The sequence below is a fragment of the Parabacteroides johnsonii DSM 18315 genome, from assembly GCF_025151045.1.
In the GTDB taxonomy this organism is placed as follows: domain Bacteria; phylum Bacteroidota; class Bacteroidia; order Bacteroidales; family Tannerellaceae; genus Parabacteroides; species Parabacteroides johnsonii.
Genome location: NZ_CP102285.1, coordinates 2,442,275 through 2,461,245, shown reverse-complemented (window position 1 = coordinate 2,461,245; position 18,971 = coordinate 2,442,275). Strand labels below are relative to the sequence as shown.

At 38.2% G+C, this 18,971-nt stretch carries 8 protein-coding genes; 7 read left to right on the top strand and 1 reads right to left on the bottom strand.

Annotation, left to right across the window (positions count from 1 at the left end; all coding sequences use genetic code 11):
• Positions 1-14: 14 nt before the first annotated feature.
• Entirely contained in the window at positions 15-3,014 is a 3,000-nt protein-coding gene (locus NQ564_RS10060) for a SusC/RagA family TonB-linked outer membrane protein (protein WP_081582520.1), read from the bottom strand.
• Positions 3,015-4,072: 1,058 nt separating this feature from the next.
• Between NQ564_RS10060 and NQ564_RS10050 the strand changes: the two genes are divergently transcribed.
• The 7 genes from NQ564_RS10050 (at position 4,073) to NQ564_RS10020 (ending at position 18,964) form a co-directional block, all read left to right on the top strand.
• Positions 4,073-7,225 carry a SusC/RagA family TonB-linked outer membrane protein gene (locus NQ564_RS10050; protein WP_259032719.1) on the top strand — a complete coding sequence of 1,051 codons (3,153 nt, stop codon included), beginning with the start codon at positions 4,073-4,075 and terminating at the stop codon, positions 7,223-7,225.
• Positions 7,226-7,254: 29 nt separating this feature from the next.
• Complete coding sequence (locus tag NQ564_RS10045; RefSeq protein ID WP_008150754.1) at positions 7,255-8,793, top strand: RagB/SusD family nutrient uptake outer membrane protein; 1,539 nt, start codon at positions 7,255-7,257, stop codon at positions 8,791-8,793.
• Positions 8,794-8,823: 30 nt separating this feature from the next.
• Positions 8,824-9,693, top strand: a complete 870-nt coding sequence (locus NQ564_RS10040; protein ID WP_021863017.1) for a hypothetical protein — start codon at positions 8,824-8,826, stop codon at positions 9,691-9,693.
• 430 nt (positions 9,694-10,123) lie between these two features.
• The gene (locus tag NQ564_RS10035; protein ID WP_260057429.1) at positions 10,124-12,937 is read left to right on the top strand and encodes a SusC/RagA family TonB-linked outer membrane protein; all 2,814 of its coding nucleotides are present in this window, start codon (positions 10,124-10,126) and stop codon (positions 12,935-12,937) included.
• 31 nt (positions 12,938-12,968) lie between these two features.
• Positions 12,969-14,387 carry a RagB/SusD family nutrient uptake outer membrane protein gene (locus tag NQ564_RS10030; protein WP_008150747.1) on the top strand — a complete coding sequence of 473 codons (1,419 nt, stop codon included), beginning with the start codon at positions 12,969-12,971 and terminating at the stop codon, positions 14,385-14,387.
• Between the two features lie 222 nt (positions 14,388-14,609).
• Positions 14,610-15,755, top strand: a complete 1,146-nt coding sequence (locus tag NQ564_RS10025) for an AAA family ATPase (protein ID WP_008150749.1) — start codon at positions 14,610-14,612, stop codon at positions 15,753-15,755.
• 257 nt (positions 15,756-16,012) lie between these two features.
• The gene (locus NQ564_RS10020; RefSeq protein WP_260056320.1) at positions 16,013-18,964 is read left to right on the top strand and encodes a SusC/RagA family TonB-linked outer membrane protein; all 2,952 of its coding nucleotides are present in this window, start codon (positions 16,013-16,015) and stop codon (positions 18,962-18,964) included.
• Positions 18,965-18,971: the final 7 nt, after the last annotated feature.

Genomic DNA, 18,971 nt, shown 5'->3' with positions numbered 1-18,971 from the left:
AATTCTTTTTTCAATTAAAATGTAAGTGTTATACCACCTGATACGGTACGAATCGGTGCATAGTAAGAAGCTGTACCCTCTCCGGAGATAGTCTGTCGTGGATCCAATCCTTGACGTTTTGTCCACAAGGCAACATTATCGGCAGCCAGATAAAGTCTTAATTTTTGGATGCCTAACGGGCGGCAAACTCTAGTTGGCAAAGTATAGCCGAAGTTAATGTTCTGTAGACTCAGGTAAGAACCGCTTGTCAAGAAACGATCAGATGTCGCTGCGGTATAAGAATCTCCATATTGGAAACGAGGAATATTGGACGTTGTATTTTCCGGAGTCCATGCATTCAATATATCGGCGTGGATTACATGTCCTTTACTGCTGGCTGTAGGAGAATTCATAGCAGAAGAATAATCCCCGTCGTATACCTTTCCACCAATCTGGTATGCGAAATCAATCGAGAAGTCAAATCCTTTCCAGCTTACAGATGTTCCAAAACCACCATATACATCTGGCAGAGAAGAACCGCAAAGATACTGGGTTGCTTCAGAGTAGTTAGTTGTCTTTTCGCGTGTAATATTACCTTTATCGTCTTTTACATCTTTAAAATAAAGAGCTTCTCCCTGTTCATTGACACCTGCATATTTCTGCATATAGAATGTATACAATGGAATACCTTCACCGAAGAAATGGTTTCCGCTGGAATAACCTTGTACGCCTTCAGGAGTAGTCATTGTCTTACGTTCATCCGGCAAGTAGCTTACTTTGTTTTTGTAGTGGGTCAGATTGACATTCACATCCCAATAAAAATCTTTGGTTTGGAGAATAACACCTTTCAAATCCAATTCGAGGCCTCTGTTACGCATATCACCGATATTGGCATAATAAGATGTATAACCATAAGAAGGAGGCAATGGGAATGAGAATAGCATATCGGAAGTCTTGCGATTAAAGAATTCAAAAGTACCGCTAAAACGGCTTTTGAACATTTCAAAATCAAAACCAGCATTGAAGTTTCCGTTTGTTTCCCATGTGATGTCTTTATTTCCTAATACTTTAGGCACTGATGCCGGGTGGCCTGACGAGTTTACGATATCATACGTATTTGTATAGCGGGGTGTTTCATAACTGTCGGCGATATTGTCATTACCTTGTGAACCATAAGAAGCCTTGATCTTTAACATATCGATAAATTTCAAAGCATCGCTGTTCTGGAAAAAGTTTTCTTTTGAAATCAACCAAGCAGCACCGGCTGACCAGAAATTACCCCAACGGTTATCCGGATGGAAACGGGAAGAAGCATCTCGACGATAAGAAGCTGAAGCGTAATATTTTTCATCGAAATTATATTGTACACGGGCAAAATAACCTTCCGTATTATAATCTGTTGTATATGAATTGGAAGAACCGTCAGTCACGGCACCGGCCAGTTCGTGGTTGCTTGGGTCGAACATATTGGATTTGCTACCATAAGTATAGAAGTACTGCGTCCGATAATATTCGTGACCAATCATCGCTGTGATATTATGTAATCCGATTGATTTTACATAGTTCAATAACTGCTGATAGTTGACTGAATATCTCCGACTATGTGTTTTTCCTAAAATACCGTTTGAAGAAGCGTAACTACCGTAATAAGGATTTGTTACAGTTGTCAATCGGCTTTCATCTACATAAACACTGTTTGTTGTTGTAAACTTAAAATCTTTAAGGAAAGAAATTTCTGCAAAAGCAGTTCCGTTAATCGTATTGCCATCTGTTGCATAAGTGTTTAGAATAGCATCTGACAAAGCATTAGATTTGCCAAACACAGGACGTTCCAAACCAGCATTTCCACCATCTCCATAATCGTACATCGTATTGCCATTTGCATCAATCAGTACATTACCGTTTTTATCGCGGATAAACAATGGATAGATTGGAGCCACTTGAGTAGCCGCAGCGAAAATATTACCGGAAGAAACCGAACTTCCGTCACCATCGCCACCACTTACGAAAGAATTCATATCGTAATGAGTGAAAGAGGCATTCGCACCCACTTTCAACCAATCTTTTACTTGATAATCCGCTTTCAAACGACCGACAAAACGAGTATAATCAGAATTGTCTACAATACCTTCGTTTTTCAAATAACCGAAAGAAGAATAAAAAGAACTTTTCTGGTTACCGGAAGAGATTGTTACATTGTACTCTTGACGCAAACTGTTTTTGTAGGCAGCATCCAACCAATCATCAGGAGTCAAAAGATATTCCTGTCCGTTGTAATTGACAAGATTACCGATTGTAGCGTTCGGATTCAACTTTCCGTTACTACCGATCATAGCCTGACCTGCAGGTACATTAAACACATTATACCACAATCCGTAACTGTTGTTGGCACACAAGTTTTGGTTAGCCAGATAGTGAGCCTGTGCTGCACCGTTTCCGTTAGCCATAAACATATTTTTCAAACCTGTGTAATAGACTTCATAGTATTGTGCAGGATCATTAATCGTATTATATGTTTTAGTTGCACGTGAGTTTACACCCCATTTGGCATCTAATGTCACACGCGCATCTCCTTTTTGTCCTTGTTTTGTCGTAATCATAATCACACCATTGGCACCACGTGCACCATACAGAGCATTTGAAGCTGCGTCCTTCAACACAGTCATTGATTCAATATCCTGCGTATTGATACTGTTCATATCTCCGTCAAAAGGAGAACCATCGAGGATGATCAACGGAGTATTGCCGGCATTGATAGAACTGATACCACGAATACGAATACTTGGTGAAGAAACACCAGGCTGTCCTGATGCTGTAGACAGTTGCACGCCGGCAGCTTTACCGGCCAGTGTACTCATGGCATTTGATGTCTGTATTTTACCGATCTCTTCAGATTTGAGAACAGCCGCAGATCCTGTAAATGCAGATTTTTTAGCAGTACCATAAGCGACAACCATTACTTCTTCAAGCATCTGATTGTCAGATTCCATAAAAATTTTTAAGTTAGATTTTACCCCAATTTCCTGGGCTCTCATACCCACAAAGGAAACTACCAGAGTCTTTGCAGAACTTGATACCATTAAAAATTAATGATTATCAATACTTTACGCTTCTATCCAATTCAATTATCTTTATGTATATAGAACAAGATACATCAAGCAGTAATAACGTGTATTTCATTTACAAACAATACATTAGCATTAATAATTCAAGTAACATCCTATTCAAGAAAGCCTTTAAACGGGACTATCATTCTACTAATTTCCCCATCCCAAACTTCGATTTTATTATTATTAATATTAGAATATTATTTTGAATTATATATTGAAAATCAAGTCCAATACGAATGGGCAGTAAAACGCGTAGAAGTACTTCTTCCCTTAAAAGATGGGAACCAACTTTGAAAGTTGTGCGTGAGATAAGCAAAAAATTGAATATTGACGCTAATATTGTATTGGGAGGAATTTGATTTTATCAAAATGTCACTACTCGCCCGCCAAAATCGAATTAGTACCCCACATATTTGGAATTAGTATAGCGGGTAATATTTTTTAACATGGCAAAATATCATGCTTTGTCATAGAAAAATGGCAAATTGTCAAAGAACAAAAACGAGTAAACTCATTATAGGTTAGCATTCGATCCGAAACCCTATTGGTTACGATGGATAAAGCTATGCATTACGGTCACTAAGGCATAGCTTTACAGAGGCAAACCTGATGCTGAATTCTCATTCTCCCAATAGCTTCAAATTCTACACCCCTTCATCAGGTTTTCGGAATTTTCTACCCTGGTGGTCCTAAACTGTTTTTTGCCCCCTTGAAATGACTCAAAAACGAAGGGTTAAAAATAGGAAATTTTAAAGGGGCGGAATTAAAAGAAATTTCATGCAAAATCAATACAAAATATCGATTTTGCATGATCTTTTGTTAATTATCATCCCCATTTTTGTAAAATCCTATTAGTTTTTAGTTGTTATAATAAATTTATTATTACATTTGCCCACTCTTAGGAATATTTATACATTGCTTGTACGTATAAAAACAGATAGTGCAAATTAGTTATTTATAAGTTAAACAAAAAAAGTGTGTCTATGAAAAGGTTAACTTTCCTTTTATTCTGCCTATTATTAGGTATTGGGATGGCCAACGCTCAGACGACGAAAGTAACAGGTACTGTTATTTCGGCGGAAGACAACGAGCCCATCATTGGTGCATCTATAGTTGTTAAAGGTACGACTATAGGTACAGTAACAGATTTTAACGGTGCATTTTCTCTGGATGTACCAAGTTCTGCAAAGACTCTGGTTGTTTCCTTCGTGGGTATGAAGGCTCAGGAAGTTGGAGTGAAATCTGATTTGAAAATTGTTTTGGAATCTGACAACCAGATGCTTGATGAAGTAATGGTCGTCGCTTATGGAACCGCGAAAAAAAGTTCTTTTACGGGATCGGCTTCTACGATTAATAATGAAAAGTTAGAACTTCGTCCTATTACGAACTTAACAAAAGGGTTAGAAGGGCAGGCTACAGGTCTGTTGACAACTTCAGGATCCGGACAGCCTGGTGAAGATGCTTCCATTGTAATCCGTGGTTATGGTTCAATTAATGCATCACAAGACCCTTTGTACGTTGTCGATGGTATTCCGTTCGATGGTTCTTTAAGTTCTATCAATCCGTCTGATATTGAGTCTATGACTGTATTGAAGGACGCTTCTGCTGGTGCTTTGTACGGTGCGCGTGGTGCGAACGGTGTCGTTATGATCACAACTAAACAGGGTAAAGAAGGAAAAGCTCAAGTAACATGGCGTTCTACTGTAGGATGGGCCTCACGTGCTATCCAGCCGTATGACATGGTCGATCAGAAAGAATTTGTGCAATTAACTTATGAAGCTCTTCGTAACGGTTATGCTTTCAACTCTGGCTATTCATGGGAACAAGCACAACAGATGGCAAGAGCTGGTCTAAGTGCCAATTTAGGAGGTGAACTATATAACCCATTTAAGAATTATACATGGGACAATTTGATCAATCCTGAAACAGGAATGGTACAAGCTGATGCTGTTTCTGCCTGGGATGAACGATGGATGGATGCAGTTCAACGAGATAATGCATTCAGACAAGAACACCAATTATCTGTAAATGGAGGTTCTGAAAAAACAAAATATATGTTTTCTCTTGGTTATCTGAATGAAGACGGTATTCTTATCAATACAGGTTTCCAACGTTACAATGCTCGTGTAAACGTTAATTCCAATGTAACAGATTGGTTTAAGGCCAATGTAAATGCTTCCTTATCTAATTCTGTACAGGATTATAGTGATTATGACGGATCTTCCACATCAAATGTATGGTATTCTGCTCAGTTTGTTTCACCATTATTCCCTGTCTATATGAAAGGGTTGGATGGAAAGAATGTATTAGGTGAAGATGGTAGACCTCAGTTGGACTATGGTGAAAATGGGCGTCCGGGAAGTTATACAGATTACAATCCGGTTGGCGGTTTGACTGATGACAAGTCGAATAAAAAGAATGATGTAGCGAGTCTTCGTACTGGCGTGACTTTTGGTTCGGATAAAGATAACTTCGGAATTTTCAAGGGAATTAAACTGAATGTGAATTTCGGTCTTGATTACCGTAATCAGGCACGGATGAGTTATATGAATATGTATCACGGTAACCAAGCTACAGCAGGTGGTTTGCTGACCAAGTATAATACACGTATGCAGAGTTATACTTTTAACCAACTGTTGTCATGGAACCGTTCTTTCGGATTACATTCTTTTGATGTTCTGGCCGGACATGAGTTTTATGCTTATAGTTATGAATATTTACAAGCAGGTAAGACAAATCTGGTAGACGGTATCCTTGAACTTCGTCCAGGAACAACTTTGTATGCAGCCGATTCTTATACGGACAAATATCGTATCGAATCGTGGTTAGGACGTTTCAACTATAATTATGATGAAAAATATTATTTCTCAGCATCATTGCGTACTGACGGATCTTCTCGCTTTCATAAAGACCATCGTTGGGGTACATTCTGGTCTATAGGTGGAAACTGGCGTATTTCTAAAGAGGCATTTATGGAAGATGTTAAGTGGGTCGACAACCTGTCTTTGAAATTAAGTTATGGACAACAAGGTAACGATAATATCTTAAATTCGGATGAGACGAGCAACTATTATTTGTGGCAAAGTTTGTATGATCTGGGATGGCCGAATTCAAATCAGATCGGAGGTATGGTTTCTTCTTTGGAAAATCAGGTTGTGTCTTGGGAGAAGAATGGAAATTTGAATGTCGGTGTAGAAGCTACATTCTTTGGAAGTCGTTTATCTGTCAATGCAGAATATTACAATCGTAAGACAGTCGATATGTTGTTAAGCTATCCGATGGCAACCTCTACAGGATTCAATGGCTACAATGCTAATGTCGGGGATATGAGAAACTCAGGTTTTGAATTTGAAGTAAGAGGTACGGCTATTAAAACAGACGATTTCACTTGGAATATAAGTTTGATGGGATCTACTGTAAAAAATAAAGTTTTGAAACTGACTAATACAGCACCTGAAATTATTAAAGGTGTTTATAGTATCAAAGAAGGTATGCCTATCAATACATTCTATATGGCTAAATCTGCAGGAGTAGATCCGGCAACAGGAGCTCAGCTTTATTGGGTGTACGACAAGGATGAGAATGGAAATATCATCAATGAACGTATTAGTGACGACTATTCGAAAGCATCAACCAGCAAATATTATTTGGGAAGTCGTATTCCAGATCTCTACGGAAGTATTGGTACTGATTTTTCTTACAAAGGTTTTGATTTATCAATCTTGACTTCTTATTCTATTGGTGGTAAGATATATGATGGCCTGTATATGGGCTCTATGAATGCTCAATATGCGACAAATACATGGAACAAACACCAGTTGCGCCGTTGGCAGAAACCAGGAGATATCACAGATGTTCCTCGTGTGGAAATCAATGGTTCTTATACAACAACAGATCGCTTTTTAGTTGATGCATCTTATTTTGCAATCAAAAATATCACATTAGGTTATTCTTTGCCTAAGGACTGGATGAGAAAAGCAAAATTGGGTAATGTCCGTGTATTTGGCTCTATTGATAATTTGGCATTATTCTCACATTTGCAAGGTATGGATCCTCAATATAGTTTCAAAGGTGAAACGGATTATTCATATGCTCCTAATAAGACTTATTCTTTTGGTGTAGAAATTAATTTCTAAAATAGAAACATTATTTTATAAGAAACAAGATGAAAAAGATATTTAAATATATGATTGCCGGTTTGGTGGCTTGTACGACTCTGTCGTCTTGCTTGGAAAGTTCTCTTGATACCAATCCGACCGATTCAATGTCCGGGAGTGGACTATTGGCAAATGCAAATGCGGCTTTAGTTCCCCTGAACGGTCTTTATCGTTCCATGTATTCAGCATGGTCTCCAACAGGAAACACGCATCAGTGCTTCGGTATCAGTGCTTACAATCTGATGGCTGATGTTATGGGAGAAGACATGATCATGTCCGCAGCTGGTAGCGGTTGGTTTTGGTACGATTGTTTGTATAACGTAAAAAGTAGATATACCACTACTACTTGGCGTCCATATGATTTATGGAATTGCTATTATACTTGGATATCTAATGCAAATTATATACTTGCAGCAGAAGAGACTATGGCTGGTACAGAAGCGGAAGTAAACTACATTATGGGGCAAGCTTACGCAATACGTGCTTATTCTTATTTTATGTTGGCGCAGAGCTTTGCCCGGACTTATAAAGGGCATGAGGCTGAACCTTGTTGTCCGATCTATATCGAGCCGACAGTTGCCGGAACGGAAGGTAAACCACGTTCTACGGTACAAGAGACATACGATCAGATTGTGAGTGACATCAACAAAGCAGTCGAAAAATTGAACGGTACAACTCGTAAACATATTTCACATATTGACTATACCACGGCTTTGGGCTTACAAGCTCGTATCGCATTAGTGATGGAAGATTGGGCTACAGCTAAAAAAGCGTCAGAAGATGCAATTGCGACAAGTAAATGCACGATTGCAAAAGTTTCAGAATTTAAAGGTCTGAACAGTACGAGCGCATCTAATGTCATGTGGGGAGCTGAAATCATTTCTGATCAAAGCGGTATGTATGCAAGCTTGTTTTCACACATGGATGCCACAGCCGATAAATATGGAGCAACAGCCCGTAAGCAGATCAGCAAGGAACTGTATGGAAAAATAGGTACGGAAGACGAACGTCTGGTATGGTGGAATCCCAAAGATGCCAACAATAAAGATGGTGGTTATCAACAGGAAAAATTTAAGTTTTCCGATATCCAAACTTGGATGGGAGACTATGTCTGGATGCGTATTGAAGAGATGTATCTTATTGCAGCGGAGGCTGAATGCCGTTTAGGAAATGACGCCGGTGCACGTGAATACTTAATGGATTTGATGAGTAAGCGTGACGCATCTTACAACTGTGCTCAAAAATCCGGTACATCTATGGGAAAATTGACTACCGATTATACAGGTTCGCTATTGGAAGAAATTATTACACAACGCAGAATTGAACTTTGGGGTGAATTTGGGCGTATTTATGACATTCGCCGTTTGAAACAGGGATTCAAACGAACTGCAGAAATGGGTTGGCCAACTGATGCTTTGCTTGTTAATCGCAATGCAAATGACCCGGAAAGCTATATGTGGGTATTGACAATTCCCCAAACTGAGTTTGATGGAAATGTTAATATGGATCCGACAAAAGACCAAAATCCGGTAGGTGATACTAAATAAAATTTATTCACTGATTAAAAGATTAAAGCGATGAAATATATTTCAAAAATATCAACATTGATAGCTCTTCTATTAATTACACTGAGCTTTACTGCCTGTGATAGTGAACAAGAATGTGCTATATATACAGATGCTACAGATGGGGCGGCCTTTATAAATGCTTCTTTAGCCAACATTACAGTTTCACCGGTTGATCCGACTTTTACTGTAGACATTGTACGTGCAAATGCTGGTGGTGAATTAAGTGGAACTGTTGCATTGACTGCTATGGTAGATGACGAACCATTGAGCGGTTGTACCGTTTCTGGCTATACTTTTGCAGCAGGTGAAAATATGACAAAAATCACTGTGAATGTATCTCCTTTGGAAATTGGCAAAGAATTGAATGTCACATTAACATTGGATAATACAAATGAACCTATAAGTGGTAGTAATACTGTTTCAGTTACGGTTAATAAAGACTATAACTGGGTATCTTTGGGGACTGGTACATTTGCAGATGTTTTAGCTTTTACAGAAAAGCCTTATAATGTGGAAATTCAAAAAGCGGATGGCTTTGATCGTTATCGTGTAATGAAACCTTATGAACAAGGTTTGAAAAATGATGACGGTGAATGGGGAAATGCTGTAGCCGCAACTTCGTGTGACTATATTGAATTTTGGATTAAGGATGGCATCATTTATTATAATAAATTCTTTATTGGAATCAACTATGATGGGAATGCTTCAAATGCAATCTATGCTCACCATCCAAGTGATTTTGCAGGAATCAGTTTGGTAAATAATAAACAGCTTGATGACAAAACATTTCAGTTAGCTCCTTACTATTATATAGAAGCTTTACAAGGTGGATTTGATTACACAGGCGAAGGTGGTTCTATTCTTATTACTCTTCCATAAAAAGACAGAATAATATTTTTTGAGAGCCGGGTTCTATTAGTCAGAACTCGGCTCTTTTTATTTACTTACACATTGTAAGTAAATAGAGTTTTATAGATAAAGAAGCAGCTATATTTTAAAATAAATGTAGTGAGTATTGGCTTAAAAATGTGTATCGGAATCCTGCAAAATAGTTTAATCTAGATCAAAAAGATCAGAAAGAAATCGGTAGAACTTCAGCGCTATTTGGGAGTATTACGGATGTAGCTATTATTTACACTAAATACCTTAATGTGTTGTATATTAAATAAATATGCTTATTGGGCATTTAGAACGTCATCTCTTATAAATGGATGATGATTTAAAAATAAATATAGTATAATATATTGATAATAAGATGATTATGTATTGAGTGAGTTCTGCAAAGACTCTGGTTGTTTCCTTCGTGGGTATGAAGGCTCAGGAAGTTGGGGTCAAGCCGACATTACACGTAGTATTGTCTTCTGATAATCAAATGCTTGATGAAGTAATGATTGTAGCTTATGGTACAGCTAAAAAGTCTTCATTTACCGGAGCTGCTACATCGGTGAATGCAGAGAAAATATTAAAAGATGTACCTGTTACATCTTTTGAACAGGCCTTGCAAGGCGCAACAACAGGTCTGACCGTAAATTCGAGCAGTGGACAGCCTGGTGCGGGTTTAAGTATCCGTATTCGTGGTACAGGTTCTATGAACGCAACAAATGAACCTCTTTATGTAATTGATGGTGTACCTGTTGTTTCCGGAGATATTGCTGTATCTGGGGTAAGCAATGACTCAAAAGCTTTCAATATTATGTCTTCAATCAATCCAAGCGATATTGAAAATATTACAGTTTTGAAAGATGCTGCGGCTGCTTCTTTGTATGGTTCACGTGCTGCAAATGGTGTAATTCTTATTACAACGAAAAGAGGTAAAGAAGGCAAAACACAGATCAATTTTAAAGCGAACTGGGGTTTTTCTGATTGGGCTGTTAAAAACAGAGAAACTGTTTCAGGAGAACAACAGCACGAACTTACCTATGAAGCATATTACAATGAAGGTATTCTGTATAAAGATATGTCAGAAGAAGAAGCAAGAGCTTATGCACAAGATGGTGCGGATACTTTTGCCCCTCTGAGAGATCGCTATTCAAACTGGGAAGATGCATTGTTCAAGAAAACAGCATTCAACCAGAATTATGAATTTTCAGCACAAGGAGGTAGTGAACAGACAAGTTTCTTTGCTTCATTAAACTACAAAACAGAAGATGGTATGATCAACACGACCGGTATGGAAGGTTTTACCGGTAGAGCTAACATAACCCACAGGTCAAAAGACGGAAAAATGCAGATGGGGGCGAACATCTCATTCTCAAAACAAAAATCCGAAATGGCTTCAGAAGGGACAGCTTATGCCAATGCCTATTTCGTTAAAAACTGGTATGCAATCCCCAACCTTCCTATCTATAATGAGGACGGCTCATTCTACGAAGGTTTCCCATTGGATCAGTTAAATGTACCCAACCCTTTAAAAGACCAAGGGATGGACAAAAATACTTCCGAAGTATTGAGAAGTACGAATTCTCTTTGGGCGTCTTACAAAATAATCGAAGGCCTGACAATCAAAGAAACAATCAGTTATGATTTTATTGACAATCAGTCTACGACTTACTGGCCAATGAATTCTAATAACGGTGAGGCTTACAAAGGTTTGATGATTAAATATCCGTATCAACACCATAATATATATTCATCTACAGTGTTGAATTATACCAATACATTTGCTGACAAGCATAATTTGGATGTTTTGGTCGGTTGGGATGTCGATGACAGAAAAGAACAATATGTCCAGGCTGTCGGAGCCAACTATCCGCACGATAAACTGCCGGAACTTGAAAATACTTCGGAACCAATGACGGCTGCATCCGGATACAAGGAAGATCATCTGTTGTCTTTACTTTCCCGTATCAATTATGATTATGACAACAAGTATTATGTTTCAGCTAACTATCGTCGTGACGGTAGCTCAAGATTAGGAGCAAACAAACGTTGGGGTAATTTCTGGTCTGTTTCAGGTGCTTGGAGATTGAGCCAGGAAGCTTTCATGAAAGACTTGACTTATGTCGATGACTTGAAGCTGAGAGTTTCTTATGGTATAAATGGTACTTTACCCTCTAAATTTTATTCTCATTTAAGTTTGTTCGGTTATGGTTATAACTATCAGGATCAACCGGGATCTGCTCCTACGACTATCCCTAATCCTGATCTGGGATGGGAAAAGAATGAGAACTTCAATATCGGTTTCGATGCCAGATTGTTCGGACGTTTAAGTGTCGCATTCGATTTCTATAATCGTGAAACAAAAGACTTGTTGCAGGATGTTCCGGTTTCCATGACTACCGGTTTCAAAAACACATTGAAAAACGTAGGAGCTATGAATAACCGCGGTATAGAATTGGACATCAACTATGATGTATTCAATGAAACAGCCGTAAAATGGTCTACAGGTATTGTTTTGTCTCATAACAAAAACAAGATTAGTAAACTATATGGAGGAAAAGACATTATTGACGGAACTTCCATCTTAAGAGAAGGCGAGTCTTACTATTCTTGGTGGAGCCGTGAATGGGCTGGTGTTGATCCTCAAACCGGTGAAGAACAGTGGGTATTGAACACTGAAAACGAAGATGGAACTATTAATCGTGAATTGACAAAAGATCCATCACAAGCTCAACGTGTTATTATCGGAAAACCGGATCCTAAAGTAACCGGAGGATGGAGAAATAACCTTTCTTGGAAAGGCTTGGATTTAAGTGCTTTGTTCTCGTTCTCTTTAGGTGGACATATCATGGATGATCCCGCGTTGCTATACACAGATACAGATGGTGAAACCGCATATCAGTCCATCGGTATCCAGCAGCTGGACAGATGGCAAAAGCCTGGTGACATCACAGATGTCCCGAGACGTGTCAATAGTTACCAATATGCTCGTTACGGAAGTTCCCGTCACATGAAAAGTTCGAATCATCTTCGTCTGAAGACCGTGACATTATCTTATAATTTACCGTCAAAATGGATGCAGGCTGCCGGAATGAGAAATGTCAGAATCTTCGCATCTGGTAATAACCTGCTGACATGGGCTGCTTATAAGAATATTGATCCGGAACAGCCGGTCAATGGTGTGGCTACTTGGGCGTTGCCGAACTTGAAATCAGTAACATTTGGTATTGAAATCGGATTGTAATCCGGAATTCGTTTTACTATAAATAATAACAATGATGAATAGACTAAATATAAAATCTATGTTTGCTGCTGTAGCAATCGCTTCAGTAACATTTACATCTTGTGATGGATATCTGGAAACTTTCCCTTCAGATTCATTGGTCAGTACAGATGCTATCACGACTTTACAAGATGTAGAAACAGCACTAAATGGTACATACTACAGTTTAAAAAGTGCCAGCTATTATGGTTGTGATTTTGTATCACGTGCTGAAGTGGGGGGTGAAGATGTACAGACAATTTCTTCCGGTGGTTTAAGAACCGATACTTATTATCGTTTCACACACCGTCAGAATAACTCTCCGGAAAACTTGTGGAGTTATCCGTATGCTGTTATCAATCGTGCGAATGTATTGCTGAATGCAATTGAAACAGGAGCCCTTCCTACAGGAGACGAGCTCAATAATGCAAAAGGAGAGGCTTTGGCCCTTCGGGCTTTATGCCATTTTAATCTCTTGATTACATACGGAAAGCCTTATTTTGTGGAAAATGGAGCGACTCCGGGTGTCGTACTGGTAAAGGATGTTTTGAGTGCAGACGACCTTCCTGGTCGTTCCACTGTAGCAGAAGGATATGAAATGGTTATCAACGACTTGGAAGAAGCTTTAAAATGTATCGGGACAGAAGTAAAAGACGGACGTTTCAATAGTTGGGCAGTAAAAGGGTTACTGGCACGTGTCAATCTATATAAAAGAGATTGGGATAAAGCTTTTTCTTATGCTGAGGATGTAATTAATAATTCTCCGTATTCTTTGCTGAAAACAGAGGATTATGTTGCAGCATGGTCAGGAAGATACTCTTCAGAATCTGTATTTGATTTGGAAATCTCAGATTTGGATGCAGGTGATCGTGAAATGTTTGGATATGTGGTCGATCCTGAAGGATATGCGGCAGTTTCCAATACGAAAGAGTTTGAAGATCTTATCAATGAGAATCCGGATGACATCCGTCGTAATTTGTTGAGTGAGACATCGGTCAAGGGACGTACTTATATGAATAAATATCCAGGCATCAATGGTAAAACGGCTGTAAACAATATCCGTGTAATTCGTCTATCAGATATTTATTTGATTGCTGCTGAGGCTGCATTAAAAAAACCTTCTGCAGATCAGGCAAGTGCAAACAAATATTTGAATGCAATTATTAAACGTGCTATTCCTTCTGCTTCAGATGTGACTGCTACCGAAGCATTGGTCTTGAAAGAAAGACGCAAGGAATTAGTGATGGAAGGTCATCGTTTTCATGATATCATGCGTTTGGGAATTACGGTAACTCGTAAGGGGGGATATCATTTCCTGAACAATACAGATCTTATATCTCCGAGTTATCAGGATTATCGTACAATTTTGGCAATACCACAGTCTGAAATAGATGTTAATCCTAACATCAAACAGAATGAAGGGTACTTCTAAAAGGATAATATTCAAATGATAAATAGGCTGTTATGTAAAAATGACAGCCTATTTTCTTTTGTGACTATTATGTATTATCAGTACCTCCTTTTTCAATATTATTTTAGTCGATATGTATGAAACTGGTTAATTTGAAATAGATTGATTTCAAATTAATCGGTTTCATATTTGTGTCTTCCAACTATTGTTGCTACATTTGTTTATATATAAAAAGATTATCTTATGGAGGCTCCATTTGTTTACGGGCGTATTGCCGATGACTTAAATTTTACTGATAGGGAAGACGAGGTTGCTTTGTTAACGCAAAACTTCAAGAATCTCATTAATACCATTATTATATCTCCACGCCGCTGGGGTAAAACGTCTTTGGTAAATAAATGTGCCAGACTTTTATCCGAAGAGAGTAAGGATATACTGGTCTGTCAGGTCGATATTTTTAATTGTAGGACGGAAGAACAATTTTATACAGCTTATGCTAATGCCTTAATGCGGATATCTACTTCTGCTTGGGAGGAATTCGTAGCAGGAGTAAAAAAATACTTGAGCCGAATGGCACCTACCGTTTCTCTTTCTGAGGGTAGTCAAAACTATGAATTGTCTTTTGGTATCAGTTTTAAAGATAACCGGTTATCTTATGATGAAATATTAGATTTGCCACAACAAATTGCTAAAGATAAGGGTAAAAAGATAATTGTCTGTATCGATGAATTTCAAAATATCAACGAATATGAGGATTCACTTGCATTTCAACGTAAACTTCGTGCCCATTGGCAGACGCATACATCTGTCTGCTATTGTTTGTACGGGAGTAAACGTCATATGTTACTGAGTATTTTCAATGATTACAGTATGCCTTTTTATAAATTTGGCGATATCTTATTCTTACAAAAAATAGAACGAAAAGACTGGGCTGCATTTATATCCCAACGGTTTGTTGATACCGGAAAGCAAATATCGGATGAACTATCAGGTATGATTGCCGATAAAATGAAAAATCACCCGTATTATACTCAGCAATTAAGCCAGCAAACTTGGCTGCGTACTTCAAAGGATTGCTCAGAGGCTATTGTCAATGAGGCGTTCAGCAGCTTAATCGGACAATTGAGCCTGCTATTTACCAATATAATAGATACTTTAACTTCCCGTCAAATTAGCTTTTTGATAGCAGTTGCTGATGGAGTGGTTAATTTTTCTTCTAAAGACATTTTGAAACAATATCAACTGGGAACTTCAGCAAACATTAAAAACCTGAAAAAAGCGACACTTGAAAAAGACTTGATCGATATATTGCCTGGCAATACAATAGAAATCCAAGATCCAGCTTTTGAGTATTGGCTTAAAAATGTGTATCAGAATCCAATAAGATAGTTTAATCTATATCAAAAAATCAGGAGTAAGCCGGTAGAACTGTGGCACTATTTGAGAGGTATTACAAGTGTGGATATTTTTCACATTAAGCATATTAATATACTGTATATTAGATAAATAAAACTATTTGGTATTTAGAATGTTCTCTCTCATAAATGGATGATGATTAGAAAATAACTATGGATTAATATATTGATAATAAATATATTATATATTGAGTGAGTTCTGCAAAGACTCTGGTAGTTTCCTTCGTGGGTATGAAGGCTCAGGAAGTTGGAGTTAAGCCGAAAGTAAATGTGGTGTTGGAAGGTGACAATCAGATGCTTGATGAAGTGATGGTTGTTGCTTATGGTACAGCAAAGAAAAGTGCTTTCACTGGATCTGCTGCAACAATTAAAAGCGAGAAAATCACATCTCGTCAAACCTCAAATGTTACAAATGCTTTGACTGGACAGGTTGCTGGTGTACAGACAACGAGTAATAGCGGACAGCCTGGTAAAGATGCTGAAGTCCGGATTCGTGGTATCGGATCTATTTCTGCCAGCAATAAACCTTTATATGTAGTTGACGGTGTTCCCTATGACGGTGAGATTTCGGCGATTAGTACTTCTGATATCGAATCTATGACTGTGTTGAAAGATGCTGCTTCTAATGCGTTGTATGGTGCCCGTGGTGCTAATGGTGTTATTTTGATTACGACTAAAAAAGGTAAAAGTGGTGAAGCTCGTGTCAGCTTTGATGCAAAATGGGGGGTAAATAAACGTGGAGTACCTAATTATGAAACAATTAATGACCCTGCGAAATTCTATGAACTGAATTATTCTTCTATTTATAATGCAGACTTGAAAGGCTATGCTGCAGCTGGTGATCTGGTAAATGCTAATGCATATGCTAATCAAGCTTTACTTTCCGGTACTTATTTAGGATATCAGGTCTATTCTGTGCCGACAGGAGAACAGTTGATTGGTATGGATGGAAAATTGAATCCTAAAGCTACACTTGGTTATTCCGATGGAACTTATTATTATACTCCGGATAATTGGTCTGATGAAATTTTCGAAAATAATGTTCGTCAGGAATATAATTTAAGTGTTAGCGGTGCTTCTGACAAAATGAATTATTATATGTCCGCTGGCTATCTGGATGATCAAGGTATTGTCCCTAATTCAGGTTTCCAACGTTATTCTGCTCGTTTGAAAGCTGATTATCAAGTGAAATCATGGTTGAAGATGGGAGCTAATGTTTCATTTACTCACTATGATAGCCGTGAACAGGATACAGAAGGGGGATCTTCAAATGCGAACATATTCTATGCTTCTAATATTATGGGAGCGATATATCCGATGTATATCCGTGATACGCAGGGAAATATAATGACCGATAACCGTGGCTTCCAACGTTATGATTATGGAAAGAAAGGACAAGATACGAATGGATCTCGTAATACTATCCCTAATGCTAATCCACTGGCCAGCTACATGTTGGACAAAATGAAATATTCCGGAGACGTAGTTAGTGGCAAATGGTTTGCGGATGTTGATATCTGGGGTGGTATTAAGGCTAAGGTGAATATTGGAGTGGATGCCAATAATGTTCGTAATACTGATATGGTGAATCCGTTTTATGGGCAATATTCGGAAACGACAGGTGTCGGTGGTTTGATTTCCGTTTCAACCCAACGTACATTTAGTGTAAATCAACAGTATTTATTGACATACAATAAAACGTTTAATGATGTACACAATCTGGATGTTTTAGCAGGCCATGAAAGTTATAACTATAAATACCAATATTTATATGGCCAGCGTGAAAAACTGTATAATCCGAATGTTCCGGAATTGGATAATGGTATTTCAAATCAATATAACTCATCTTATTCAAAAGATTATGCAACTGAAGGTTGGTTGTTCCGTGTTCAGTATGATTATGACGGAAAATATTTCGGTTCAGCTTCTTATCGTCGTGATGCTTCTTCTTGTTTCCATCCGGATAATCGTTGGGGTAACTTTTGGTCTATTGGTGCAGGTTGGTTATTGAATAAAGAAGCTTTTCTGGAAAATCAAAGTTGGATTAATATGTTGAAGTTTAAAATCAGTTATGGTTTGCAGGGTAATGACAATTTGATGTATCAAGGTGGGTTATATCGCAACTATTATCCATATCAAGATCAGTTTACTTTGGCAAACAGTAATGGAGATTTCTCAACATCTCTATATTATAAAGGGAATAAAGATATTACATGGGAAACTTCTCATAGCTTCAATACCGGTTTTGACTTTACGTTGTGGGGAGGTAAGCTGAGTGGTTCTGCAGAATACTTCTCTCGTAAGACTACGGATATGCTTTATTTCAAACCAGTTGCAGCCTCAATGGGATATTCTCGTTTCCCGGAAAATGTCGGTTCTATGGTGAATCGTGGCGTTGAAATCGATTTGAATTCGAATATTATTGAAACAAAAGATTTTTCATGGAGTGTAAATTTGAACTTGACTCACTTCAAAAATAAAGTGTTGGAACTGGCGCCTGAACTGAATGGCCAGATGATTGATGGTAGTCGTATCTATCGTGAAGGAGAATCTATGTATCAGCTTTATTTACCGAAGTATGCCGGTGTAAATCCTGAAACAGGGGAAAGCCAGTGGGCTTTATTGAAACCGGATGCTGATGGTAACACTGTTACAACGTCTTATTCTACTGCTACAGAAAATCGTTTTGCAACAGGAGATATTCTTCCCAAAATATATGGAGGATTCGGTACAAGTTTTACTGCTTATGGTTTTGATTTGTCAATCTCATTCGCTTACCAGGTGGGGGGACGTGTTTTGGACTACACATACCAGGAATTGATGAGCCCTGCTGCTACAGGTAGTGCTTTGCATAAAGATATGCTGAATGTATGGACTTCTGAAAACAAGAATACAAACATTCCTCGTATGAATATAACTGATAAGTACACAAACAGATTGTCTGACCGCTTTTTGACAAGCTCTGATTATCTGAGTCTGCAAAATATCACGTTGGGTTATACTCTGCCGAAAAACTTGACTCGCAAGTTACAGATTGAAGGCGTCCGTTTGTACTTTGTTGCAGATAATGTTGCATTGTTGACTGCTCGTAAAGGGCTGGATCCACGTCAAGGTTATGTCGCTTCTGATAATGTTTATTCACCGATCCGTACGATCTCAGGTGGTATATCATTGAATTTCTAATCCATTA